Origin of the sequence: Mesohalobacter halotolerans, assembly GCF_006120725.1 — a bacterium.
Classification (GTDB): domain Bacteria; phylum Bacteroidota; class Bacteroidia; order Flavobacteriales; family Flavobacteriaceae; genus Psychroflexus; species Psychroflexus halotolerans.
The window spans coordinates 308,741-333,349 of the sequence record NZ_SWMU01000001.1; the positions used below are offsets into that span (position 1 = coordinate 308,741).

Consider the following 24,609-nt stretch of genomic DNA (forward strand, 5'->3'; position numbering starts at 1 on the left):
AGCAAATGAGACAAATCATAATTACATAATTAATATTAATAGTATAAAGTATTAAATTAAAGAAAACCCAAAAAAAACTGTGAAAACCAAAAAATCAAATTTTTCCTTATTTTAGTAAAATGTTAGAATTACAACTCCTTATTTTTTTAGCATGTATTGTTCTAGGATCTAGGATTGGTGGTATTGGTATGGGAGCAATCTCTGGTTTAGGTTTACTGATTTTTGTTTTTATTTTGGGGCTTCCCGAAGGTAGTCCCCCGATTATTGTTTTAGGCATGATCTTGGCTGTAATCACGGCCCTATCCGCAATGGAAGCCTCGAATGGCATAGATTTTCTGGTGGGTATTGCTGAAAAAATAATGAAACGTAAGCCACAATCTATTACATTTATTGCTCCTGTTGTTACTTATGTGCTCATTTTTGCATCTGGTACCCAGCATGTAATCTATGCTCTATTACCAGTCATAGCCGAAATATCCAGAAATTCTGATATCCGACCAGAGCGTCCAATTGCCATGAGTGTTATTGCAGCTCAACACGGACTTATAGCTTCACCTATATCGGCCGCAACAGTTGCCATGGTAGGGCTTTTTTCATTTTCAGGGGCGACACTAATTGATATATTAGTCATTATTGTTCCTTCTACTTTTATCGCAATTATCATTGGCTGTATCTCAGTTTTAAAAAAAGGAAAAGAGCTCGATAAAGATCCCATCTATGCCGAAAAAATTAGCAAGAGAATCATTGCAGTATCTCAACAATCTAACTCTTTTGAGCTAGAAAATAAAAAAAATGCGGTGGGATCAACTTTAGTCTTCTTTGTTGCTATTGCAATTGTGGTTCTGTTGGGCTTAGTTCCGAGTTTAAGACCAACGTATTCCTGGGTCCTAAATGGGGAGACCGTACAAGGTCAAATATCAATGGGAAAGGCTATTATGGTAATTATGCTTGCTGCTGCAGCCTTTATCATGCTTTTTTTCGAAGCAAACCCAAAGAAATGCGTATCTGGCAACATCATGTCTAGCGGTATTATTGCTCTCATTTCCATCTTAGGTATCTCTTGGCTAGGGTCATCGTTCTTTGAAGGCAACAGAACTGCTATAGTAGAAGGCATTTCCACTCTAATAGCAGGATACGAATGGGTTTTTGGAATTGGCTTGTTTATGTTATCTATTTTACTTTTCAGTCAAGCTGCTACTGTTATAACCTTGGTACCTGTAGGAATTGCTTTAGAAATACCCACACCACTTTTAATTGCTTTGTACCCAGCTGTTAATGGATATTTTTTCCTTCCCACATATGGAACCCTTATTGCTGGAGTTAATTTTGACCAAACTGGTACTACCAAAATTGGTAAATATTTAGTGAACCATAGTTTTATGCTGCCAGGTTTAGTCACTACTATTTCAGCAGTTTTAATAGCACTAATTTTAACCACATTAATATAAACGATAATTATGAAAATTCATATAATAGAATCCTCAATCACAACTGTAATCCTGATAGCTTTTCTAATTTTTTGCAATACCACTAGGTCACAAACATACCGAACGGAAACCGATCTTTTAGGGGATATGAGAATTTCAAACGAAGCCTATTACGGCATTCAAACGGCAAGGGCGCTTGAAAATTTTAATATATCAGGACAGAAAATCAATAATTATCCTCAGTTCATAAAAGCCTGGGGTATGGTCAAACTGGCTGCTGCTAAAGCCAACCATCAAGCTGGTAAAATGCCAAGGGAAACCTTGGACATGATCATACCTGCCTGTCAAGAATTGATAAATGGTAATTTTCTAAATCAATTCCCCGTTGATATCTACCAGGGTGGTGCCGGAACTTCAAGCAATATGAATGCCAATGAAGTGATTATGAATATTGCCTTGGAGAAAGCTGGGTTTGAAAAGGGAGATTATGAAAAGTTATCTTCAACTGATGATGTTAATATGTCCCAGTCTACCAATGACACTTATCCTACAGCAATTAAACTAGCTGTTCTTCTACATAACGATCAATTGATTCTACAATTAGACTCCATAGCCCAGTCTTTCAGGACACTAGGTAATAAGTATTTAGAAGTAGTTAAAATGGGACGAACCGAAATGCAGGATGCTGTACCCATGACAGTTGGTCAAGAATTTCATTCCTATGCAACCATGATTGATATGGAACGAAAAAACTTGATCAGAGCCTCTGATGCAGTTAAAGAACTTAATATGGGCGCTACAGCCATTGGAACAGGTATTAATACACCTGAGGGTTACCACGACTATGTCATTAAACATTTAAAAACTATAACTGGGTTCAATCTTAAAAATAGTGATGATCTTTTTGCCGCTACTTCAAGTATGCACGGCTTTGTGGTCTATTCTTCAGCTCTTAAATCACTGGCCACCACAATGTCCAAAATTTCCAACGATATCATTCTGTTATCCTCTGGACCAAGAACAGGATTATTTGAAATTAACCTACCTCCGAGACAACCTGGATCCTCGATTATGCCTGGAAAAGTAAATCCAGTAATGCCCGAGTTGATGGCCCTTGTCAGTTACAAAGTAATTGGAAATGATGTTACTGTTTCGATAGGAGCCTCTGATGGAGATTTACAACTCAACGCTTATGAGCCAGTTATAGCCTTATCAATCTTCGAATCTCAAAGTATACTTATCAACACGATTACTTCCTTCAGACGTTTTTGTATCGAAGGTATTACAGTTAATGACAATGTCCATAAAAAAAACTTAGAGTCAACGGTTGGTATAGTAACTGCACTTAATCCAGTATTAGGCCATAAAGTTGGAGATGAACTCGCTAAAGAAGCTCTGGCAACTGGAAAGGGTATTCTAGAGCTAGTTAGAGAAAAAGAACTGCTTACCGATGAGCAGATTAAAGAGCTTTTAGCTCCTGTTAACATGACTGGTCTAGACAAAACAAAATACATCAAAAATTAAATCAATAATACTAAATCTATGAAAACTTTAAAAAGCTTTATTTATCTGCTTACTCTCATTGTGTCGCTACATATGGTAGCTCAGAAAAATGATCTTTCCAATGTTGTAATCTTAGCAACTGGTGGAACCATTGCAGGTGTTGGAGAAACTGGAGCTCAGGCAGGTTACACCAGTGGGCAGGTTGGTATTGAAACAATGATCAATTCTGTCCCTGGAATTGAAAAACTAGCCAATTTAACAGGTAAGCAAATATCCAATGTTGGTTCCCAAGATATGAGTATAAAAATTTGGTTAAAAATAGCCAATCGTATCAATGAGCTTTTAGCTTCAGAGGACGTAGATGGTATTGTTATTACACATGGTACGGACACTCTCGAGGAAACAGCCTTCTTTTTAAACTTAATAGTAAAAAGTGATAAACCCGTTGTAACAACAGGGTCTATGAGACCTTCTACCGCTGTTAGTGCCGAAGGTCCCCTTAATCTATATAATGCGGTCGCAGTTGCAGCCCATCCAGACTCCAAAGGAAGAGGTACAATGGTAGTCTTGAACGACCAAATCCATGCTGCAAGGGCTGTCACTAAAACAAACACAAACGCTGTTCAGGCTTTTGTATCACCATTTAGAGGATTATTAGGGTCCGTTATATATGGTCAAATAGAATTTTATCGCAAACCATTTGGTGTTCACAGCACAGAAAGTATTTTTTCAGTAGATGATATTAGTTCACTTCCTAGAGTGGATATAATATATGCCGCTGCAGATAGCTCAGCAGACCTAATTGATCTTTCCATAAAGGCAGGAGTTAAAGGTATTGTAATAGCAGGCGTTGGTAATGGCAATATGAACACTGCCATGCTAGAAGCTTGTAAAAAAGCTGTTAATCAAGGGATTGTTGTAGTGCGAAGTACACGTCTACCATCAGGGTATGTTATTAGAAATGCAGAAGTTAATGATGATGAGATTGGCACTATCGCTTCTGACGACCTTAACACAGCCAAGTCTAGAGTACTTTTAATGCTCTGCTTGCATGAAACGAAGAATGCTAAAGATATTCAGGAAATATTCTATAATTATTAAAAGTCGTCTGTCATGAAAATTAATAAATTATTGCTTTTTTTAGGCTTGTTTGTATTTTTCACATCTCACGGACAGCTCAAGCAGGCAGACACAGTCTATTACAAGAGCATCATCCCTGTTGGCAAGCAGAGCAGATTATCAGATATTGATCTGATTGCCAATACCAACTATAACCTAAGGAATGATTTTGCGGATGGAGAATATATCGATTCCCGTTTCCGATTCGAACAGTTCCGAGCAGAGTTGAGGGGTTACTTAACCCCAAAAATATATTTCAGATTCAGACACAGATATACTAGTTCCTTTGAACCTCAGTCGAAAGATAAAATCATAAAAGGAGTGGATATGGCTTACATCTCCTTTAAAATTGATAAAGAAGAAAAATGGGAAGCAATCGTTGGTAAATTTAGTGTAGACTGGGGAGGTATTGAATTTGACCTTAATCCAATTGATGTTTACGAATATTCAGATATTATAGAGCAAGCGGACAACTTTCTATCAGGTGCTGGTATCAAATATTTTTTAAATAAAAACAGCTATTTTGGTTTTCAGGTTTATAATGCCAGAACCCAAAATTATGACCAGCTTTATGGTAATAATTTGATTGTTGGAAGTACGGGGATTGAAGCCTCTAAAGCGCCATTAGGTGGTGTGGTCACCTGGCGCGGTTCTTTATTTAACGGGAAGCTTAATACTCTGTGGAGCTATTCTCTTACTAACGAAGCTTCTGGAATCTTTAAAAATTATTTTGTACTTGGTCAACAATTCAGCCTAAATAATTTTAAAATTGCTTATGATTTTAAATTCAGTAGGGAAGATTTGGATCGTACTGGAATCATCAGTTCACTTATTCCTAGGGATGAATTTGGGTTTGTCCTTAGAGATACACAGTACATGAGTCACTGGATGCAGGTAGACTGGGAATTTTCACCAAAATGGCATTTGGCTTTTACAGGCTTCTTTGATAATGCTCAATGGCTTGGTGATGAGGATCCAAACAAAAGAACCAACCAGATAAGAGATAGTTACGGTTATATCCCCAGCATTGAATATTATCCATGGGAAGATATGAATCTTAAGTTTTTTATCGGCTACGTTGGAAGATCGTTCCGCTATAGTAGTTATGCCCAAAATGCTATTAATTTAGAAAACAAAGACACTGGGAGAATCATCTTAGGCTTTATATCACCATTAAAAATATTATAAGTTTCAAAAGTATTTTGACATCCCTCCGGTAAACGTTATATATACTATTTGATAATTTATTAATTTAGAGCAAAAAATCCACAACATTTTGTTTAAAAATATAGCTAAAGGTTTTTTCTTTATTGAAAGTGGGGTAACATTAAGCGAAAACATAAATCTTTCATTCACATTATAAGTAATTTACCTCAAGTTCCTAAATAATTCAAAAACCGCTTGTTTATTAGCCTTGTGGCTACTACACTTATAACATTTTAATACAATGTAGTACATTCAAATGTAAAAGTAAAATCAGTTGTAATCGGAACTTAACAGAAAGTTATCGCGACCCCATTTCAAAAAACCTAGAGTACGTACCGTCCAAAAAATAGAAAGCCTTCCTATAGCACAGCGAGCAAAAATAATATAAGAAATCAACGGTCAAAAGCATCTTATCAAATTTTGAAACTTTTCAGTTTTTTAACTGAGAGACCACCAAATCACTTACCTGTGTTAGCTGTTGTTCTGTCAGGTTTAATTTCTTATTTAGTTTCTTGACCTGGTTTCAGGCAAACTTTTCTATAAATGAAGTTTTACCAACTTCTATAATACCTCTACAAATTCGGACCATTGTTTAAGTTGAAAAAATTATTAACTTTAAACAATGGAAACAATGCGAAAATCACGAAGAAATCCCGCCTGTCCCGGCGGGCAGGTTCACCTCAGAATTTAAAACAAAAGTCGCCTTAGAGGCTTTAAAAGAGCGTTATAGTTTATCGTAACTAGCAGAGCGTTTTGAATTGCACCCGAACCAAATTAGTCAATGGAAGCAAGAGTTTTTAGAAAAATCAAAGGATGTTTTTGGCAAAAAATCACCTAAACCCAAAGAAGAGCAAGTTGATTTAGACAAACTTTATGCTAAAATCGGTAAGCTTGAAGTAGAGCGGGATTATTTAAAAAAAACTTGAAAAGATTGGATCTACTGGGATGAAAAAAGAACCGATTTTAAGTAACTACGATAAGTCATTAAGCGTTAGACAACAATGTGAACTTATGAATATCTCCAGAAGTAGTCTCTACTACAAACCTATTGGAGAGAAGCTGGAGAACCTTGTGATTATGCAGATCATGGACAAGCATATCCTTGAAGAACCAACAGCTGGTGTTCTGACTATGCAAAGTATGCTATCTGATAATGGTATAAAAGCAAGTTATGAACGTGTAAGACGATTAATGCGTAAAGCAAACATACGCCCTATTTATCCTCGCAGTAATCTAACTGTTTTAGGAAAAAAAATACCTACATCCCTATGGAAAAAGGATTCATGTATCTCACAGCAATTATAGACGTTTACAGTCGTGCTATAATGGCTTGGGGCCTTTCTAACACATTAGATGCTCAGGCAAGTTTTAGAAGTTGTCAAACAGGCTATCAAGACAAACGGAAAGCCTGAAATACTTAACTCAGATCAGGGTAGCCAATTTACTTGTTTGCAGTATGTAGATTTGCTTAAAAAAGAGAACATAAAGATCAGTAAGGATGGCAAAGGAAGAGCTTTAGACAATATCTACATAGAAAGATTCTGTAGAACAATCAAATATCAACACATATACCTATAAACCCAGCAGAAGACGGTATAACCCTGTTCAGAGGAATAAAAAAATGGATGGAAAGATATCATAATATATACCTTCAGGGTATAAACAAAAAGCGTATAGTAAAATATAAAAATGTAGCTCAAAATTAAAATTCAACTAAGAAACAACTAAAAGTGATCTAAAGAAAGGAGGGTATTATAATTCGTTATAGCGGGTCGCTAGTTTCTATTAATGATGAAAGGTAAATTAGGCTTATATTCTTAGGTAATGAGAAAACTTGTAACCTACTCTAGTTAAGATGACAAATCAAACCAACGTTTGGTTTTGGCATCAATTTTTTCTTCTATTTCCTGAAGCTTAATGCTATTTTCCTTAATTTCTTCTGCAGATAAATCTTTGAGAAAGGCTTGTTGTAGTGTTTCTTTGTCCCGTTCTAAATTTTTGATTTGGGTTTCTAATTGTTTGAGCTCTTTTTGCTCTAAATAACTCAGTTTTTTTTCTTCAGGGGCAGTAGTTTGTCTAACCGCTTTTGTCTCTGACTTAGGGTCTTTTTTTTCTGAGGGTTTGTTATCTGCATAAGTTCTATAATCTGAATAATTACCTGGGAAATCCTTGATGTTGCCACCTTCAAACACAAACAGATGGTCAACAATTTTGTCCATAAAATAACGGTCGTGAGAAACGACAATCAGACATCCTGGAAAATCCATCAAAAAATTTTCAAGCACATTGATGGTAACGACATCCAGATCATTAGTCGGTTCGTCGAGAATTAAAAAATTAGGGTTTTGAATTAAGACCGTGCACAAATACAAGCGCTTCAATTCACCACCACTCAATTTTTCAACATAGTCGTATTGTTTTTTACGGTCAAATAAAAAGCGTTCCAGCAATTGTGAAGCTGATATTTTTCGGCCTTTAGCCAACGGGATGTATTCGCCAAAATCTTTAATCACTTCTATGAGTTTTTTACCCGGTTTAACCGCCAAGCCTCCTTGACGGTAGTAGCCAAATTTTAAGGTTTCTCCTAAGACGACTTTACCTGTATCGGGCTTTAGGTTTTCGGTCAAAATGTTGAGAAATGTAGATTTTCCACTGCCGTTTTTACCAATAATTCCTACGCGTTCACCACGCTTAAAGTTATAATCAAAATTTTCAAATAAAGTCTTGTTATCAAAAGATTTAGAGACATTGTGAAACTCAACTATTTTGGTGCCAAGGCGTTCCATATTGATTTCCAGTTCAATATCATGGTCTTTACGGCGTTGTTGTGCCCGTTTTTTAATGTCTTCAAAATCGTAAATTCGCGATTTTGATTTGGTGGTTCGGGCTTTGGGTTGACGGCGCATCCAGCCCAATTCTTTTTTAAACAACTGTTTGGCTTTTTCTGTTGCAGTTTCTTGTTGCTGAAGACGTTCTTCTCGTTTTTCTAAATAGTAACTATAATTGCCTTTGTATGTAAAAAGTTCGCCTTGGTCGAGCTCCATAATTTGGTTACAGACCCGTTCTAAAAAATACCGATCGTGCGTCACCATGAAAAAACTCATGTTTGCTTGAGTAAAGTAGCCTTCAAGCCACTCAATCATATCGAGATCTAAATGGTTTGTGGGTTCGTCTAAAATGAGTAAGTCAGGCGAATCTAATAACAAAATCGCTAAAGCCAGTCGTTTTTTTTGTCCACCGGAAAGACTTTTTACAGGTTTTTGTAAGTTTTGTAATTTGAGTTTAGATAAGACTTGTTGGTATTGGCTTTCAAAATCCCAAGCTTGGAGCGCATCCATATCTTCGAAAGCTTTTTGATAGGCTTCTTGATCGTCTGGGTTTTCAAGTGCTTTTTCGTATTGATTAATGACTTTAAGCATTTCATTGTCTGAAGCTAAAATGCTTTCCTCAACATTTAAGTTGGGGTTGAGATCAGGGTCTTGGGATAAAAAACCAATTTTTATATCATTTCTAAAATTGATTTCGCCTTGGTCGGGCATATCTTTTTGGGCTAAAATTTTTAAAAGACTCGTTTTTCCACTGCCATTCTGCGCTACCAGTCCAATTTTTTGACCGTGATTGATACCAAAGGATAAATCTTCAAACAGGTGTAGCGTGCCATAAGATTTGGCGATTTGTTCAACAGAGACCAGGTTCATAATTAAGAGGTCTTATCTTTCTTAGGAAATGCTTTTTTATGGAACACTAACAAAATACCAAAACCAGTGCTAATAGCGGTATCAGCAATGTTGAAAACAGGTTCAAAAAACACAAAGCGTTCGCCGCCCCAAATCGGAATCCACTCGGGTAGAATATCATTGTATATAGGAAAATACAACATATCAACTACCTTACCTTTGAGCAAAGGCGCATAACCTCCAGCATCAGGAAAAGCAGTTGCCACTTGGCCTAAACTATCATTAAAAATAACACCGTAAATGACAGAGTCGATGATATTACCCATAGCGCCGGCAAATATTAAGCTGATGGCTATTAATAAAATTTTAGGTGCTTTTTTGCGTGTCGAGTCCCATAGCCACCAGCCGATACCTACAATGGCAAAGAGTCGAAATACGGTGAGAATAATTTTACCATAATCACCTGGGATTTTTGCACCCCAAGCCATACCTTCATTTTCTATAAAAAGTATTTGAAACCATGAAAACACTTCAACACTTTCATGAAGCTTAAAATTTGTTTTGATATAAATTTTTGAAATCTGGTCAATAATTAAGATGACTACAATGATCCAGGTTGATTTTTTTAAGTTCATCTATAAAAAGATTTGAGGGCAAAAATAGGGTTTTTATTCCATTTGCCTAACGATGATATCGCCGTTTACACTCTTTAAGTTCATTTGGTATGATTTGGTATAAAATCTATCGATTTGTGATTTGCCATTTCGAGAAAAAGCATTCACGCTGGCATATCTTGTATAAATTGTGATATTGCCGCTGTAAGTGTTGACATCTGCATTGCCTAAAAACTGATTAAGCCTGCAGTTACCAGATTTTGTGTTGAGTTGAAAGTTTTCAAATTGACCCTTAGCAATTACAGAAATGATATCAGAATCTATGATCAACTTCGACTGATGAGGAAGAACAAAGTTTACACTAACCGAAAACTCTTGCATCGAGGTCATTTTGTTATCGCCAAACTCTAAAGCCTCGGGAAAAATACTTTTAATGATCAAACTATCATTTTTGATGTGATAGTCAAAATACAAGTCATTTTTATAAGTGCTTTCAGAAGAAGAGGAAAATATAAATTGAGACGCGTTATGCGTTTTAACCTGAATTGTAGAAACTTGGTCGGCCTGAAACCATACCGTCTTGATGTCCTCATTTTGGATTTCAAAAGCGGTTTTGAATTGTGCATGAGCCCGCTGATAGGAAACAATTAAGAGTAAAAACAAAAAGGTATGTCTGTGCTTCGTTAAAGACATCTAGAGCGCAATTAAATATTTGTAACCTAAACCAATACCAATGGCTATGAGAAAACTCAATAATGTTCCAATTAATATATATTCTGTGAGTTTTCTGTCTTTAGCTCTAGATAAATCTCCAAACCTAAATACAGATTTTGCGGTGATTAAAAAACCAATAGCACTCCAGTGTCCTAATACGATAAACAAAAAGATAAATAATCGTTCTAAAATACCAATATAAGCCCCTGCATGTTTTAAAGCACTTTCAGGCTGAGTTTCATTAAATTTCCATTTACTCATTAATGTTTTCATCACAATTGAAGAGACTGATGTCAACATCAAAACAGCTATAAACGTCAATAAAAATTTCTCAGAAAGTAGTTTATCAAAACCTATAGAAAGCGGAAAATTGAGATATATCACAAGACCTATCACTGATAGGTGTAATGCTTGATCAATAAAAAATAGATATCTTGAATTTTTAGAGTTCTGAAATTGAACCTTTGCTAAATCAATAATAAAATGGCTCAATATAATCATCAAGATATGAGGCCAAAACTTAAACTCTAGTTCCAAAAGCAGCAATAGTGCTATGATATGCACTAAAATATGAATGTATAAATATTTAGACTTATATTTTTTGCGTTTCTTTTCTTTAACCCACGACTTTGGTTGTAAGACAAAATCACCGATAATGTGAGCGATCAATAATTTTAAAGTAAAGACTAACATAGTTCAGCAACCCGATTTTTATAATAATTATTCATCATCATCATTTCATCAAATCCACCTCGTTTTAAAGCTTCGCTGATACTGCTTTGAGATTTATTGAGCTTGTCAGCGCGGTCCTTTTGTTTGAGATTTGGGTTTTCAATAGAAAGTTTAATGATTTTGGCCACTGTTGGGCTCCAACGGTCTGCTGTAAGTAAAGATAGACATAGCATTAGATTTATGGTGTCGTCAAACGTTTTGTTGTCCGATTTTAAAATCATTTGTTGTTTTTTTAAAGTATCAAAACTTTCTCCAGATCTTACAAATGCTGGACCATTAGATTCGGTAATTTGATTTGATTTATAATTTTGTTTTCCTAAACCTATTCCGATTCGCACATCTAAATCTTCAAATTGTTTAATCGCAGATTTAATATGTATTGAGGCTAATATTGCCTTTTCTTTTGAAACCACTAATTGAAAACTATCACCTCTAAAAACTTCCCAATCTCTCGGTGTTTTTCCGTATAATTCTAATGTAGATTTAAGAGTTTGAAGCCATACTTCTGCATTTTCGATTTTAGAATTTACAACATCTCCTGTTAATACAGCTATCATCTTTATTTAAAGTTTTTACAAATATATCGGTTTTACAAACGATATACAAATATATCTGCTTTTAAGCCGATAATTCAAATTATCGGTTTTAAAGACGATATTATATTTTTTTAATCTAAAACATCTCTTTTGATTTTATCTACAATGGTCTGTGCTAGTTTTGCCTTACTTTCGATAGTCCACCCAGCAATATGTGGCGATAAAAGCACATTGTCGAGTTGGATTAAAGTCTTAAAAGCATCGGGCATTTGAGATGGGTTCGTAAATAAATATTCAAAAGAGGTTTTTTCGTATTCTAAAACATCTAAACCGGCGCCTTTCACTTTTTTTCTCTGTAAAGCTTTGACCAGATCCTCAGTGTTAACAACCTGACCACGAGCGGTATTGATTAACCAAATCGGTTGCTTAAAATTAGAGAGGAAATTAGCATTGATCATTTGATGGGTTTTTTCTGTCAAAGGAAGGTGCACACTGAGAATTTGGGTTTTTTTGAAAAACGTTTCTAAATCGACTTGCTTGGCGTATTTGTCTCCCAAGTTGGCTTTAATGTCATAACAAATCACCTTACAACCAAAACCCTGTAGGCGTTTTGCAAAAGCTTTTCCCATATAGCCATAGCCTAAAATGCCAATAGTTTTATCCATAATTTCTTCGCCGCGATTCTCTTCACGTTTCCAGACCCCATTGCTCACCTCTTGATGAGCGATGAACAAGCGATTGGTCAATGCTAATAAAAGTCCTAAAGCGTGTTCGGCAACGGCATCGCGATTGCCTTCTGGGGCATTAAATAATTTAATGCCATGTTGTTTTGCAAATTCGACATCAATGTTTTCTAATCCAGCCCCAACTCGACCGATAAATTTTAAGTTTTTGGCCTTTTGTAAAAACGATTTATCCACAGGAAATCGACTGCGTATAACAATACCCTCGTAATTTTCAATACACTGTTCAATTTCTAATTTTGAAGAAGAATAATCTTCTACATTGGTCATCCCTAGAGCTTCAAGTTGCTCTATAAGTAAAGGGTGGTTTTGGTCGAGATGAAGAATTTTCATAAGCTTTCAAAAAAGGGGTTTAAAATGTCTGAAGTTAATCGTGTCGGCTTTTGGGTTTTTAAATTCACAAAACACCATCTTGCCTGCGATTCAAAAATTACCTTTTGGGTATTGACCTCTGAAATGGTGGTTTTCCTGGTTGAAGTGGCTGTAGAAAAATCGTGTATCCAAGTTTTAATATTTAATTCATCATTGAGTATAGCTTGCCTTATGTAATTTAAGTTGTGTTTCATAATCATCCAACCAAATTGATTTCTGATCTTTTCTGAACTAAAGCTAATCCAGTGGTCTTTTGAAATCCCTAAAACCCATTGAACATAAGCTATATTATTGACATGATTAAAATGGTCTATCACGTCATTTTCGACTTTAAACTTTTTTTCAAATGGAATGGCTTTTCGCATGGTAGTTCATTTCAGAAACCCAGCATATACTTGGCGATAGTAAAGAAGATAAGTAAACCAAATATATCGTTGCTTGTCGTAATAAAAGGTCCTGTTGCCAATGCTGGATCAATTTTGTAACGATTGAGCATGATGGGCACAAAAGTGCCAATGAGTGAGGCTATGATAATCACAGAAATCAATGCTGTTGAAACTGTAAATGCTACAATGTAATCGCGTCCTAAAATAAAATGTGCGCCAAGAAATAGAATAATAGATAAGATGATACCGTTTAAAACATTAAGCCCTACTTCTTTGAGTAGGCGTTTCCAAACTGAACCTGTCAAGGTGCCTTTGGCAATACTTTGGACGATGATGGCAGAAGATTGCACGCCGACATTTCCGGCCATAGCAGCAATAAGTGGCATAAAGAAAAACAGAAAACCATAATTAACCATGGCACTTTCAAATTGACCTGCAACGGTAACGGCTATAAACCCACCGAAAAGCGCCAAAACTAACCAAGGTAAGCGTGCACGTGTCAATTCCCAAATGCTATCATCAGCATCGACATCTTCTGAAATCCCTGCGGCCATTTGGTAATCTTTGTCGGCTTCATCTCTTATAAAGTCGATGATATCATCAACAGTAATTCGCCCAACCAATCGACCAATTTCATCAACAACGGGAATGGCTTCGAGGTCGTATTTTTGCATTACACGAGCAACTTCTTCTGCAGATGTATGCACATCGACATAGTCGACATTTTCAATATAAACGTCGGCAATATTGGCATTACTTGGTGCCGTAATTAAATCTTTGAGCGATAAACGGCCTTTTAATTTGCCTTTGTTGTCAACAACATATATGGCGTGAACGCGTGTCACATTTTCAGCTTGAGCTCGCATTTCTTCCATACAACCGGTCACGCTCCAGTTTTCATTAACCTTGATGAGCTCTTTAGCCATTAAACCACCAGCTGAGTCTTCATCATAACGCATTAACTCTACAATATGCTGAGCGTGCTCGCGGTCTTTGAGATTCTTAAAAACCTCATCCTTCAGCTCTACCGAAAGGTTTGAAATGATGTCGGTAGCATCATCAGTATCCATTTCCTCAATCTCATCTGCAATTTCTTTTGGCGTTAGGTTTTCAAGGACACGTTCACGGTCATCTTGATCGATCTCCATCAAAATTTCAGCAGTTTTTTCGCTGTCTAAAAGCTTGATGACATAAGTCGCTTCGTCAAGTGTAAGTTGGTCTAATATTTCTGCAATATCAGCGTGGTGCATATCACCAAGATGAGAAAGCAACTCCTGATTGTTTTGCTCTTCAATCAGATGTTCTATTTTTTCAATAAATGCTTTTGAGATTTCAAACTGCATCTTGGGCTATTTTTTGAGTCAATTCTACAAAATCCTGATAACTTAGTCGCTCAGGTCTTTGAGCAAAGATAAGGTCTGATTTTAAATTATCGCTCAAATTAAATGTTTTTAAACTGTTACGAAGTGTTTTTCGACGCTGTTGAAATGCGGTTTTAACCACTTTAAAAAATAAATTTTCGTCGCAATCTAGTTTATAGTTTTCTCTACGGGTCAATTTTATCACGCCACTATCTACTTTTGGCGGTGGGTTAAAAACTTGGGGTTTTACAGTAAATAAATATTCTGTTTTATAGAATGCTTGTGTAAGCACAGATAAAATACCGTAAGTTTTATTACCACTTTCTGCACAAATTCGTCTGGCTACTTCTTTTTGAAACATTCCTGCAAATTCAGGGACAACTTCTCTTAACTCGATAGTTTTGAATAAAATTTGGCTTGAAATATTATAGGGAAAATTACCTATAATTCCAAAGTTATAGTCATTTAAAACTTCTTGTAAGTCGGCTTTTAAAAAATCTTGGGCTACAATCTTAAAACGGGTTTGATTATCTAACGGGTTTAAAAAATGTTCTTTGAGATATGCGATAGAGTCTCTGTCGATTTCAAAAGCATAGAGTTCAATGGGTTTTTTTAATAAATATTTGGTGAGCATTCCTGTGCCGGGTCCTATTTCTATAAGTTTAGAAAACTTTGTGTAGTCTAGAGCATCAGCAATATTTTGAGCAATGGATTCATCTTTTAAAAAATGCTGGCCAATAAATTTTTTTGGGCGAACAGGTTGAGACGACTTGTCATAATAAGCTTTAGAGTTCGCCATAGTAAATGGGTTTAATTCCTAAAAGTCAATGTTGTAATCAGGCTCTGCTGTTGGGTTTTCATCATCCTTTGTTTCATCCTCACATTCCACTCGTATACTTAAATTTTCAGGTTTTTCAAATTCTTCGGCAGAAACTTCAAAGTTGTCATCTTCATAAAGGCTTTTCATAAACATTCCCCAAATGGGCAAAGCCATGGTTGCGCCTTGACCATAAGTGAGGCTTGTAAATCTTACGGATCGGTCTTCTCCGCCAACCCAAACGCCAGTCGCCAAATCTGGCACCATCCCGATAAACCAACCATCACTTTGATTTTGGGTGGTTCCGGTTTTTCCAGCTATTGGGTTTTCAAAATCGTAGGGATAGCCTGTTACAGCTTTTTTATAATGCGGTAAATTTTTAGCCCATGTTCCTCTAAGGCGTTGCCCTGAACCATATTGTGTCACACCTTCTAAAAGTTTGATAGTCACATAAGCAGTTTCACGGCTTAAAACATCTCGGCTTTTTGGCGTGTGCTGATATAACACTGTCCCGTTTTTGTCTTCAATTCGACTGACGTAATAAGGCTCTGTATAAACTCCTTTATTGGCAAATGTGCTAAATGCCGAAACCATTTCATAAACACTCAAATCAGGTGTACCTAATGCAATTGATGGATAAGGTTCTATATTGTTTGTATCTATCCCTAATTTTTGAGCTAATTGCAATACAGGCTGAGGTCCGGTTTTATCTATGACTCTTGCCGTAATGGTGTTGATAGAATTTGCCAAGGCTTTCTTCAAGGTATAGATTTCACCATAATCGTCACTTGAATTTTCTGGAGTCCAGTCTTTAATTAAACCAAATTTCCCTTTAGGAATGGTAAATTTTGTGTTGGGCAATTCATAACAGGGTGAAAGATGAAGTTGGTCTATAGCTGTGGCATAAACAAAAGGTTTGAAGGTAGAGCCGACTTGTCTTTTGGCTTGTTGTACATGTTCATATTTAAAGTTTTCAAAATCTATGCCTCCTACCCAAGCTTTGATTCCTCCGGTTTGCGGCCGCATAGACATCATGCCCACATTGAGATAAGATTTATGGTAATAAATAGAGTCTCTTGGCGTCATAATCGTGTCTTTTTTGCCTTCCCAGCTAAAGACTTTCATTTTAACTGGTTTGTCAAATGATAACAATATTGAATCTTCCGGGATACCCACGCGCTTCATTTGTTTATATCGTAAAGAGTTTTTGATCGCTCTATTGATAATTCTATCTATTTCTTGTGAAGTAAGACTTCGGAACGGAGCCGTCTTATTGTTTTTGTTTTGTTCAAAAAATACCTTTTGAAGGTTTTTCATGTGGGCTTCAACCGCATTTTCGGCATAGGTCTGAGCTTTTGAATCTATGGTGGTATAAATTTTTAAGCCATCACTGTAAAGGTTGTAGAGTTTGCCATCATCTTTTGGATTGTCTTTAATCCAATTGTTCATGAATTTCTTCAGCTCTGCTCTAAAGTAGGTCGCACGACCATCATTTTGATATTCTGGGGTATAATTGAGCTCTAATGGTAAGGCTTGTAAAGAATCTTTTTCTTCTTCTGTAATAAATTCATTTCTGGCCATCTGGACAAAAACTTGGTTACGCCTTCTAAGGGCGTTATCTTTAAAAATATCACGATAGGGATTGTATAGTACAGGGTTTTTAAACATTGCTACTAAGGTTGCCGACTCTTCAATATTTAAGTCTTGTGGTTCTTTTCCAAAATAGATTCGCGCTGCAGAACGGATACCAACAGCACCACGAGTAAAATCAAAAATGTTGAAGTACATCGCTATGATTTCATCTTTGGTATATTGTTTTTCAAGTCGAATAGCGATAATCCATTCTTTTATTTTTTGCAAAACCGCTTCCAACTTATTGCTAGAGCGCACACCTGTAAACAATTGCTTTGCTAGTTGCTGTGTGATTGTGCTCGCTCCACCTTTACTACCCAAATAAGCAATAGCTCTTAAAGTCCCTTTAGCGTCTATTCCTGAATGCGAATAATAGCGTTCATCTTCTGTGGCAACTAAAGCGTTTACAAGATGTTTAGGTAGCTGATCGTAATCTACAGGGGTTCTATTTTGCTTGAAGTATTTTCCTAAAGTTATGCTGTCTTGAGATATGATTTCTGTCGCCAAGTTGGTCTGAGGATTTTCCAATTGTTCAAAACTTGGCATTTTGCCAAAAGCGCCTACACTTGCAAGCAAAAATATTGATATGACAAAAACAAAGAGGAGCACATAAACAACCCAAAATCGCTTGAGTTGTTTAGAATAATTTGGGTTTTTTGTCTTTGAGGTCATGATTTTTTGGGGTTAACTATTTCATAACTGAAACCTATATCCTCAACACCTTTTAACTTTGTCAAGATGCTGGTTTCATTGGCTTTGCGCATAGCATGTTTGATTTGTAAACTATATTTGCCGGTTTCCGTAAATTTAATTTTTTCTTTATACCAAAGTTTATTGTGTTTTAAACTTCCTAGTCCTTCTCCCATAAGTCTTCCATCTTTAAACGCCATTTTGTACTCTAAAGTATCTACAATAATCTTTCCATGAGGAAACTGCATAGAAGTGATTATAAATAAGTTGCTGTATGCATATTTTGAAGTGTTTTTGATGTGTATAAAAAAATTATAGTGGTTTGTAGTGTCTGGTGCTTTAAATTCAAATTTGGCGATACTGTCTTTATGCCAAAACCCCGGAGTGGATTTTGACTCATAGTAAAAGGACCTTTCTTGGCAGCCTAAAAAACAGAAAAGCACAAGAGGCATCAGTATAAAAAATTGTTTACGCATTTTTATTTGAATTCTTATGTCGTCTGTTGTGTTGTCTTGGTTTTCTTTTGTTGCGTCTTTTTTTTCGTTTTGGTTTATCAAAACGTGTTAAACTGTCTTGACCTACAACATTAGTGTAATCGTTAGAGTTTGTAGGAGTATCATCTACAAAATCTTCTAAAGCTTCTACAGGTTTATTTTGCTTTTCTGCTTTTATAATGTGGTTCACATCATCGACATCTAGTTCATGCCATGGATTGGGTTCGTCGTAATACGCATACCACAATTTTCGCTTAAAAATGTCCATTTTTTGTAAGCTGGCTTTCCCTTTTTTTGTGACGAGCTTATAATCCGTTTTTGGAAAATCTTTAAGTGCTTCAACATACATGTCTAGCTCGTAATTCAAACAACATTTTAATTTTCCACACTGGCCGGCTAACTTTAGTGGATTTAAAGACAGTTGTTGGTATCGGGCTGCAGAGGTTTTGACAGATCTAAAATCGGTGAGCCAAGTTGAGCAACAAAGCTCTCTACCACATGACCCAATACCACCTAAACGAGCAGCTTCTTGACGTAAACCAATTTGTTTCATTTCTATTCTTACCTTAAATACATAGGCATATTCTTTAATCAACTGTCTAAAATCAACACGTTGTTCTGCCGTGTAATAAAAAATGGCCTTAGAACCATCACCTTGAAATTCGACATCACTAATTTTCATTTTCAGGTTAAGTCTGATGGCAATTTGTCTTGCTTTCACTTTAACTTCCTCTTCTCTTTGGCGACATTTTTGCCAGATATCGATGTCTTTTTGAGTCGCTTTTCGATAAATTTTAGGAAAGTCGTCTCCTTCAGGCTTGGCTTTTTTCTTTTTCATTTGCACTTTGACCAATTCTCCTGTAAGACTTACGGTTCCAACATCGTGCCCTGGCTGAGATTCTGTTGCAACAATATCTCCCATGTAAATTGGTATATTGTCGGGGTTTCTAAAAAATGCTTTTCGACCGTTTTTAAAACGTACTTCTACCATGTCAAAAGTATCTTGACCTTCTGGTAATTGCATATTGGACAACCAATCAAAAACACTTAATTTATTACAGCCGTCTGTACCACATGTTCCATTATTTTTACAGCCTTTTGGCGAGCCGTTGTTTTGGCTCGAGCAACTTCCGCATCCCATATTGATATTTATTGAAACTAAATACTTATTTAGTTGATGAAAAATTTAAAACGTAAAGATATTAAAAATTGTAGGTTAAGCGTGAAAAATCGCAGGTTTGACCTTTGAGTTAAAAAATTTAGACAATTGACTCTCTTTGCCTCAAAGCTTCAAAAATTAAGATTGCCGAAGAAACCGAAAGATTCATAGAGTCAATTTGACCTTTCATGGGAATATTAATGGCTTGTATGTTTGGCTTTTGTCTCCAAAATGTTGTCAGCCCGTATGCCTCAGAACCCATTATAAAGGCAGTTTTGGTTTTGTAATTTTCACTTAAGTACGAGTTGGAGTTTTGTAAAGTTGCAGAATACATATTAAATGAATTATCATTTAAAAATTCATAAATTTCATCAGAAGACCCTAATACAATAGAATTTGAAAACACGGCGCCCAAACTCGCCCTTATGGTATTAGGATTATACAAATCGGTTTTGGGGTCTGCAATCATAACAGCATCGAGCTTGGCAGCATCTACAGTACGAAGAATGGCTCCAATATTTCCAGGTTTTTCGGGAGACTCTAAAACCAGCACTAAAGGATTTTCGGCATGAGTTTTAAAATGACTTAAGTTATGTTTTGGACTTTTACAAAGTGCAACTATACCTTCTGTACTAGAGCGGTAAGCTAAATGTTGGTATACGTTTGAAGAAATCCTTATGACTTGTGTATGCTCTTCAAATTTTAAATCTGCTTGGTAAAAATCTTCAGCTATAAAAACTTTGACAATGTGATAATGATGTGTCAAAGCCATTTCAATTTCACGAACACCTTCAATGACAAAAGAATTTTCATCAACTCGCAATTTAGATTTTGATTGTAATTGCTTGAGGTGTTTAATTTGAGGGTTTTTTGTACTAGTGATGTGCATTGATTACCTCTATTTCGTTAAATGTATATTAATATTAAACATTTTAAATTATCTAATTGTTTGTTTTTCAATTATATATAAATTTAAGGGTTTCAAAATAAAAATTGTGGCATCGAAATTGTTTAAATTTTAATAAGCAACTTATCAAAATATTAACGAATCCTCATATTTCAAAACTAAGTTTAATTTGTTATTTTACATTAAAAAGTTATGAAAACATTATTATCACTAATTTTAGTTTGTAGTCTTTACGGCTGTCAGTCTTCCGCCCAAAGTGAAAAGTCAAATAAAGACTTTGAAATCACAAAAACTGATGATGAATGGAAAGCAGAACTGAGCGATATGGAGTATCGGGTTCTCAGAAAAGCTGCAACCGAAAGACCGTTTACAAGTGAACTTTTAAATATTAAAGAACCCGGTGTTTTTGTGTGTGCTGCTTGTGAAAACCCTTTATATGAAACTAAGCATAAATTTGATAGCGGCACCGGCTGGCCAAGCTTTGATCGTGCAATCGAAGGAAGCTTAGCCTACTCTTCAGATAGAAAATTAGGCTACAAAAGAGATGAATTGCTTTGTGGTAAATGTGGCAGCCACTTGGGTCACGTTTTCGATGATGGACCAAGAGAAACTACTGGAAAAAGACATTGTATCAATGGCGTAGCTTTAGATTTTAAACCCAAAAATAACTAAAATGGCGAACCTCGAAAATACGGATTGGAAATCGAAACTGTCTCCAGAAGCTTATGAAGTTTTAAGAGAAAAAGGCACTGAACCGCCACATTCTGGAAAATATAATATGCATTTTGAAAATGGCACTTATGTTTGTAAAGGTTGTGGTGCCGAATTATTTGATAGCAACACAAAGTTTGATAGTGGTTGCGGCTGGCCAAGTTTTGATGAGGCGAAAGAAGGAGCTGTTCGTTACGAGCCCGACCATTCGCTAGGCATGAAACGAGTAGAAATATTATGTAACAACTGCGGTGGTCACTTGGGTCATGTGTTTGAAGATGGACCTACGGAAACAGGACAACGCTATTGCGTAAATTCTCTAAGTTTAAATTTCAACCCAAAAAAACCATAATGATGAAAAAATTAATTGTATTATTATTTAGTGTAGCTTTAATAAGTTGCGAAGGACCACAAGGCCCACCGGGACCTCCAGGTTTTGACGGTGTAAATATACTTGGAAACGTATTTGAAGTTAATGTTGATTTTACACCTAATAATGGCTTTTCAAATTTGATAGCGTTTCCAAATAATATAGAAGTTTTCGAAAGTGATGTCGTAATGGTCTATCTTTTAGAGGAACAAGTCAGCGACCCAAGTGGACCAATTGATGTTTGGACGCCTTTACCTCAATCTTTTTTTGTAGATGGTGGTGCTCAAGTGGTTTACAACTTTAACCATACTTTTCTTGATGTCAATTTATTTTTGGATGGCAATGTCAACCTCAACAATTTGGGACCTGGTTTTACCAATAATCAAGTTTTTAGAATCGCCATTTTGCCGGCAGATTTTGCTGAGGAGTTTGATGTGAATTTACAGGATTACAACGCAGTGATGCAGATACTTAAATCTCAAAATGCAGATATTGAAGTTCAATCATTGTGAAAATATATAACATAAAACAGTAAAAAACCTCGATAATATTCGGGGTTTTTTTATTAAGGTATAATCGATGTTATAATTCTGTTTATCAGTTTTTTAGAGATGTTTATCATATTATTTTAAATGAGGCTGCAGACACTTTGTCATTGTTTATTACCGTTATTAAGCCATAATGTCAGTATAAATCAGTTGGTATAAGAATTGAACTTATGTGGTTGAAGAAAAAAATTGAAGTTTAACCAAAAAATTATAGTATTATGGAATTAATGACAAGAACAAAGAACGGATGGTTACCTAATTTATTAGAAGACATTTTTGATGATAGGTTAACCGAAAATGGTTTTAACACCATGAAGTCTTTACCCGCAGTAAATATTGAAGAGAAAGAAGACAAATACACTCTTGAACTTGCTGCGCCTGGTAAAACTAAAAAAGATTTCAATATTGAATTGGATAACGATTTGTTAACCATTTCATCTGAAATCAAAGAAGAACATAAATCTGAGGATAAAGACAGAAACTTTACCCGAAGAGAATTTAGCTATGAAAGCTTTAAGCGAAGCTTTACATTACCAGACACCGTTGATACTAATAAAGTGAAAGCTAATTATAAAAATGGTGTGTTAACGGTAGATTTACCTAAGCGTGACGAAGCTAAAAAACAACCTAAGCGCTTAATTGATATCAGTTAAATTTTATCAATAGTTGAAAAACCTTAAAGTTAGGTTTTGTTATTCTAAACTTGTTTCAGAATCTCTACTAACTTTAAGGTTTTTTATTTTAAAGATTTTGAGCCTTCTATGACTTTTGCTTTGAGCTCTTCTTTAAATTCTTCAACCTTTTTATGGATATCCTCTTGAGTTGCACCGAGGATTTGAGCTGCCAGAATTCCTGCATTTTTAGCCCCATCAAGCGCTACGGTAGCGACAGGCACACCACCTGGCATTTGTAGGATAGACAATACAGAATCCCAACCATCAATAGACTTTCGAGATTTTACAGGCACGCCAATCACTGGTAAAGCAGTAACCGAAGCAATCATGCCTGGTAAATGGGCCGCACCACCGGCACCAGCGATAATCACACCAATATTTCTATTGGCTGCAGATTTGCCGTATTCCATGAGTTTGTCTGGCGTGCGATGCGCAGAGACAATATCGACTTCAACGGGAATTTCAAAATGTTTTAGAATATCTATGGCGTCTTGCATCACTGGCAAATCGCTTGTGCTTCCCATAATTACTGCAACCGTTTTCATAAATAATTATTTTTAAATACATAAGGACGCTGAGCGAAGCCGAGGCGTCATCTCTTCAATCCCTCACGTTTATACTTTATTAACGCAAAAATACCAATAAAGATGATAAAAAAGTAAGCAATTCGTGCAATATAATCACCATGTTTGACATAAAACGTCGTTTTTGTCATCAATGGTATATCTTCTTTTAAGCTAATTCTCGTATTGTAAACTGTTTTAGACATCACTTCACCAAGCGGATTGATAAATCCAGAAATACCCGTATTAGCACTTCTCGCAACACTACGTCGGGTTTCTACTGCTCTTAGTTTGGCATATGAAAAGTGCTGTTTGTGGCCTTGTGTTTCGCCCCACCAAGCGTCGTTTGTGATAATCCCTAGAATTGTTGCGCCGTTGTTGACATATCCTGTAACAAATTCTCCATAAACCGACTCGTAACAGATAATTGGGGCAACTTTGACCTCTTGATCGATTTCAAAAACTGAGCGGTTGTCTTGTGTGGTTTTCACCGCTACCGTGCCGCCTAAATCTAACATAATATCACCCAAAAGTGGTTTAAGAAACTCCTGATAAGGAAAGTTTTCCACTCCGACGACCAATTTAGATTTGTGATAAAACTCTATAGATTGATTGGCTTTTGCCAAAAACGCCGAGTTGTAATCATTAAACCAAATCCCTTTTTTTAGATAATTGGTTTGGGTTTTAACTTGAGATGAATCACGAATTATTTCATACATCGAAATCCCACTTATCAAAGACAACTGCGGAAATTGACTGGTGACTTGTTGAGTAAATTGATAGGCTGGACTCACATTAAATTGTTTTAATCTTGTACCGTCTGCAAAAACCGTTTCAGGAGCCAAAATCGTGCTTTCTCCTATTGGTTTTTGTTGAGCAATGAGTTCGATTAAATTTTTAGCAACTTGTGGGTCTTTGGTGTTATATTTTTCGGAATACGGGTCAATATTGGGTTGTAGGACAATCACTTCAGCGGTTTTACCGAGGTTTGTGTATTGTGATTTGATAAGATAGGACAAAGCAATTGGTAATCCCAAAAGTAAAATGAGTGAAACCAAGAGTTTAATTTTCTGTAATCGGTTTTGTCCCCATTTGAGGTAAGCATTGAAAAGCAAAATATTGATCAACCAAATCCATAGCGTGCCACCAAAAGTGCCTGTGTATTCATACCATTGCACCCAATTGATATTTTCTGAAAACACATTACCGAGATTGAGCCATGGCCACGAGAATTCCCAATGTAAATGCAATTTTTCAAACCCAATCCACAATGCAATTAGAAAAACCAAAGCATTGCGGTTTGACGTGCGTTTGGCGATAAATTGATAGAACATAAAGACCAAAGCCATCAACCCCGAATTGACCAGAACCGCAAACCACATCCCGAAAGCTGTAGAATAATACAGCCAAAAGGTCGTGATGATATTAAAGACAAAAAAAGTAATGTAGGCTGAAACAAAACTTTTTAATAAAAGCCGCTTAGGTTTTTGAAGACGCAATTGATAAAACACAATCAACAAGGGCACAAAACCCAAAAACACCAATGGCGAAAACCCATGAGTAGGCCAGGCCAAACTTAATAATAGGCCCGAAAGTAGGAGAAGACCAATTTGTTTACTGTTCATGCGTTGGCTTAGAATAAATCACAAATATA

General features: G+C 36.0%; 26 protein-coding genes. 11 read left to right on the forward strand and 15 right to left on the reverse strand.

Going from position 1 to position 24,609, the window contains the following annotated elements:
- Nucleotides 1-119 precede the first annotated feature (119 nt).
- The 7 genes from FCN74_RS01430 to FCN74_RS12250 all read left to right on the forward strand — a co-directional run bounded on the left by FCN74_RS01430 (nt 120) and on the right by FCN74_RS12250 (nt 6,667).
- Nucleotides 120-1,448 (forward strand): anaerobic C4-dicarboxylate transporter family protein, encoded by a 1,329-nt coding sequence (locus tag FCN74_RS01430; protein WP_138930809.1) that lies wholly within the window; start codon nt 120-122, stop codon nt 1,446-1,448.
- A 9-nt stretch (nt 1,449-1,457) separates the two neighbouring features.
- Nucleotides 1,458-2,951: an aspartate ammonia-lyase gene (locus FCN74_RS01435; protein WP_138930810.1), complete on the forward strand. Its 1,494-nt coding sequence runs from the start codon at nt 1,458-1,460 to the stop codon at nt 2,949-2,951.
- A 60-nt stretch (nt 2,952-3,011) separates the two neighbouring features.
- Complete coding sequence (locus FCN74_RS01440) at nt 3,012-4,031, forward strand: type II asparaginase (protein ID WP_246062529.1); 1,020 nt, start codon at nt 3,012-3,014, stop codon at nt 4,029-4,031.
- A 12-nt stretch (nt 4,032-4,043) separates the two neighbouring features.
- On the forward strand, nt 4,044-5,237 hold the full coding sequence (locus FCN74_RS01445) for a porin (protein WP_138930812.1): 1,194 nt from the start codon (nt 4,044-4,046) through the stop codon (nt 5,235-5,237).
- Nucleotides 5,238-6,013: 776 nt separating this feature from the next.
- Complete coding sequence (locus FCN74_RS12000; protein ID WP_171047083.1) at nt 6,014-6,181, forward strand: hypothetical protein; 168 nt, start codon at nt 6,014-6,016, stop codon at nt 6,179-6,181.
- A 160-nt stretch (nt 6,182-6,341) separates the two neighbouring features.
- Nucleotides 6,342-6,560, forward strand: coding sequence for an IS3 family transposase (locus FCN74_RS12005; RefSeq protein ID WP_171047084.1), 219 nt, complete (start codon nt 6,342-6,344; stop codon nt 6,558-6,560).
- Nucleotides 6,539-6,667, forward strand: a complete 129-nt coding sequence (locus tag FCN74_RS12250) for a hypothetical protein (protein WP_262710011.1) — start codon at nt 6,539-6,541, stop codon at nt 6,665-6,667. The genes FCN74_RS12005 and FCN74_RS12250 overlap by 22 nt, the downstream gene beginning before the upstream one ends.
- 438 nt (nt 6,668-7,105) lie before the next feature.
- Here the strand turns inward: FCN74_RS12250 and FCN74_RS01460 are convergent, their stop codons facing one another.
- From FCN74_RS01460 to FCN74_RS01520, 13 genes are all read right to left on the reverse strand, one after another.
- Nucleotides 7,106-8,953, reverse strand: coding sequence for an ABC-F family ATP-binding cassette domain-containing protein (locus FCN74_RS01460; RefSeq protein ID WP_138930815.1), 1,848 nt, complete (start codon nt 8,951-8,953; stop codon nt 7,106-7,108).
- Between the two features lie 2 nt (nt 8,954-8,955).
- Nucleotides 8,956-9,567, reverse strand: a complete 612-nt coding sequence (locus FCN74_RS01465; RefSeq protein WP_138930816.1) for a lipoprotein signal peptidase — start codon at nt 9,565-9,567, stop codon at nt 8,956-8,958.
- A 33-nt stretch (nt 9,568-9,600) separates the two neighbouring features.
- A complete protein-coding gene (locus tag FCN74_RS01470) occupies nt 9,601-10,239 on the reverse strand; it encodes a DUF4097 family beta strand repeat-containing protein (RefSeq protein WP_138930817.1) in 639 nt (212 codons plus the stop codon).
- Nucleotides 10,240-10,953, reverse strand: coding sequence for a DUF3307 domain-containing protein (locus FCN74_RS01475; RefSeq protein ID WP_138930818.1), 714 nt, complete (start codon nt 10,951-10,953; stop codon nt 10,240-10,242).
- Nucleotides 10,947-11,549 (reverse strand): SatD family protein, encoded by a 603-nt coding sequence (locus FCN74_RS01480; RefSeq protein WP_138930819.1) that lies wholly within the window; start codon nt 11,547-11,549, stop codon nt 10,947-10,949. Before FCN74_RS01480 ends, FCN74_RS01475 begins: the two co-directional genes overlap by 7 nt.
- Nucleotides 11,550-11,659: 110 nt before the next feature.
- On the reverse strand, nt 11,660-12,604 hold the full coding sequence (locus FCN74_RS01485) for a 2-hydroxyacid dehydrogenase (RefSeq protein WP_138930820.1): 945 nt from the start codon (nt 12,602-12,604) through the stop codon (nt 11,660-11,662).
- Nucleotides 12,601-13,008, reverse strand: a complete 408-nt coding sequence (locus FCN74_RS01490) for an acyl-CoA thioesterase (RefSeq protein WP_138930821.1) — start codon at nt 13,006-13,008, stop codon at nt 12,601-12,603. Before FCN74_RS01490 ends, FCN74_RS01485 begins: the two co-directional genes overlap by 4 nt.
- Nucleotides 13,009-13,019: 11 nt before the next feature.
- Nucleotides 13,020-14,372 (reverse strand): magnesium transporter, encoded by a 1,353-nt coding sequence (gene mgtE, locus FCN74_RS01495; RefSeq protein ID WP_138930822.1) that lies wholly within the window; start codon nt 14,370-14,372, stop codon nt 13,020-13,022.
- A complete protein-coding gene (rsmA, locus tag FCN74_RS01500; protein ID WP_138930823.1) occupies nt 14,362-15,189 on the reverse strand; it encodes a 16S rRNA (adenine(1518)-N(6)/adenine(1519)-N(6))-dimethyltransferase RsmA in 828 nt (275 codons plus the stop codon). The genes mgtE and rsmA overlap by 11 nt, the downstream gene beginning before the upstream one ends.
- An 18-nt stretch (nt 15,190-15,207) precedes the next feature.
- Nucleotides 15,208-17,511, reverse strand: coding sequence for a penicillin-binding protein 1A (locus FCN74_RS01505; RefSeq protein WP_138930824.1), 2,304 nt, complete (start codon nt 17,509-17,511; stop codon nt 15,208-15,210).
- Nucleotides 17,508-18,005 (reverse strand): gliding motility lipoprotein GldH, encoded by a 498-nt coding sequence (locus FCN74_RS01510; protein ID WP_138930825.1) that lies wholly within the window; start codon nt 18,003-18,005, stop codon nt 17,508-17,510. The genes FCN74_RS01505 and FCN74_RS01510 overlap by 4 nt, the downstream gene beginning before the upstream one ends.
- The gene (locus tag FCN74_RS01515; protein ID WP_138930826.1) at nt 17,998-19,164 is read right to left on the reverse strand and encodes a PSP1 domain-containing protein; all 1,167 of its coding nucleotides are present in this window, start codon (nt 19,162-19,164) and stop codon (nt 17,998-18,000) included. Before FCN74_RS01515 ends, FCN74_RS01510 begins: the two co-directional genes overlap by 8 nt.
- 118 nt (nt 19,165-19,282) lie before the next feature.
- Nucleotides 19,283-20,071, reverse strand: a complete 789-nt coding sequence (locus FCN74_RS01520) for a TrmH family RNA methyltransferase (protein ID WP_138930827.1) — start codon at nt 20,069-20,071, stop codon at nt 19,283-19,285.
- Nucleotides 20,072-20,281: 210 nt separating this feature from the next.
- Between FCN74_RS01520 and msrB (FCN74_RS01525) the strand changes: the two genes are divergently transcribed.
- The 4 genes from msrB (FCN74_RS01525) to FCN74_RS01540 all read left to right on the forward strand — a co-directional run bounded on the left by msrB (FCN74_RS01525) (nt 20,282) and on the right by FCN74_RS01540 (nt 22,371).
- Entirely contained in the window at nt 20,282-20,761 is a 480-nt protein-coding gene (msrB, locus tag FCN74_RS01525) for a peptide-methionine (R)-S-oxide reductase MsrB (RefSeq protein ID WP_138930828.1), read from the forward strand.
- 1 nt (nt 20,762) lies between these two features.
- Nucleotides 20,763-21,152: a peptide-methionine (R)-S-oxide reductase MsrB gene (gene msrB, locus FCN74_RS01530; RefSeq protein ID WP_138930829.1), complete on the forward strand. Its 390-nt coding sequence runs from the start codon at nt 20,763-20,765 to the stop codon at nt 21,150-21,152.
- A gap of 2 nt (nt 21,153-21,154) precedes the next feature.
- Nucleotides 21,155-21,682, forward strand: coding sequence for a hypothetical protein (locus FCN74_RS01535; protein WP_138930830.1), 528 nt, complete (start codon nt 21,155-21,157; stop codon nt 21,680-21,682).
- 254 nt (nt 21,683-21,936) lie between these two features.
- A complete protein-coding gene (locus FCN74_RS01540) occupies nt 21,937-22,371 on the forward strand; it encodes an Hsp20/alpha crystallin family protein (RefSeq protein ID WP_138930831.1) in 435 nt (144 codons plus the stop codon).
- A gap of 83 nt (nt 22,372-22,454) precedes the next feature.
- On the opposite strand, the gene purE is transcribed toward FCN74_RS01540, so the two are convergent.
- Nucleotides 22,455-22,937, reverse strand: a complete 483-nt coding sequence (gene purE / locus FCN74_RS01545) for a 5-(carboxyamino)imidazole ribonucleotide mutase (protein WP_138930832.1) — start codon at nt 22,935-22,937, stop codon at nt 22,455-22,457.
- 47 nt (nt 22,938-22,984) lie between these two features.
- Nucleotides 22,985-24,580: an apolipoprotein N-acyltransferase gene (lnt, locus tag FCN74_RS01550; protein ID WP_138930833.1), complete on the reverse strand. Its 1,596-nt coding sequence runs from the start codon at nt 24,578-24,580 to the stop codon at nt 22,985-22,987.
- Nucleotides 24,581-24,609: the final 29 nt, after the last annotated feature.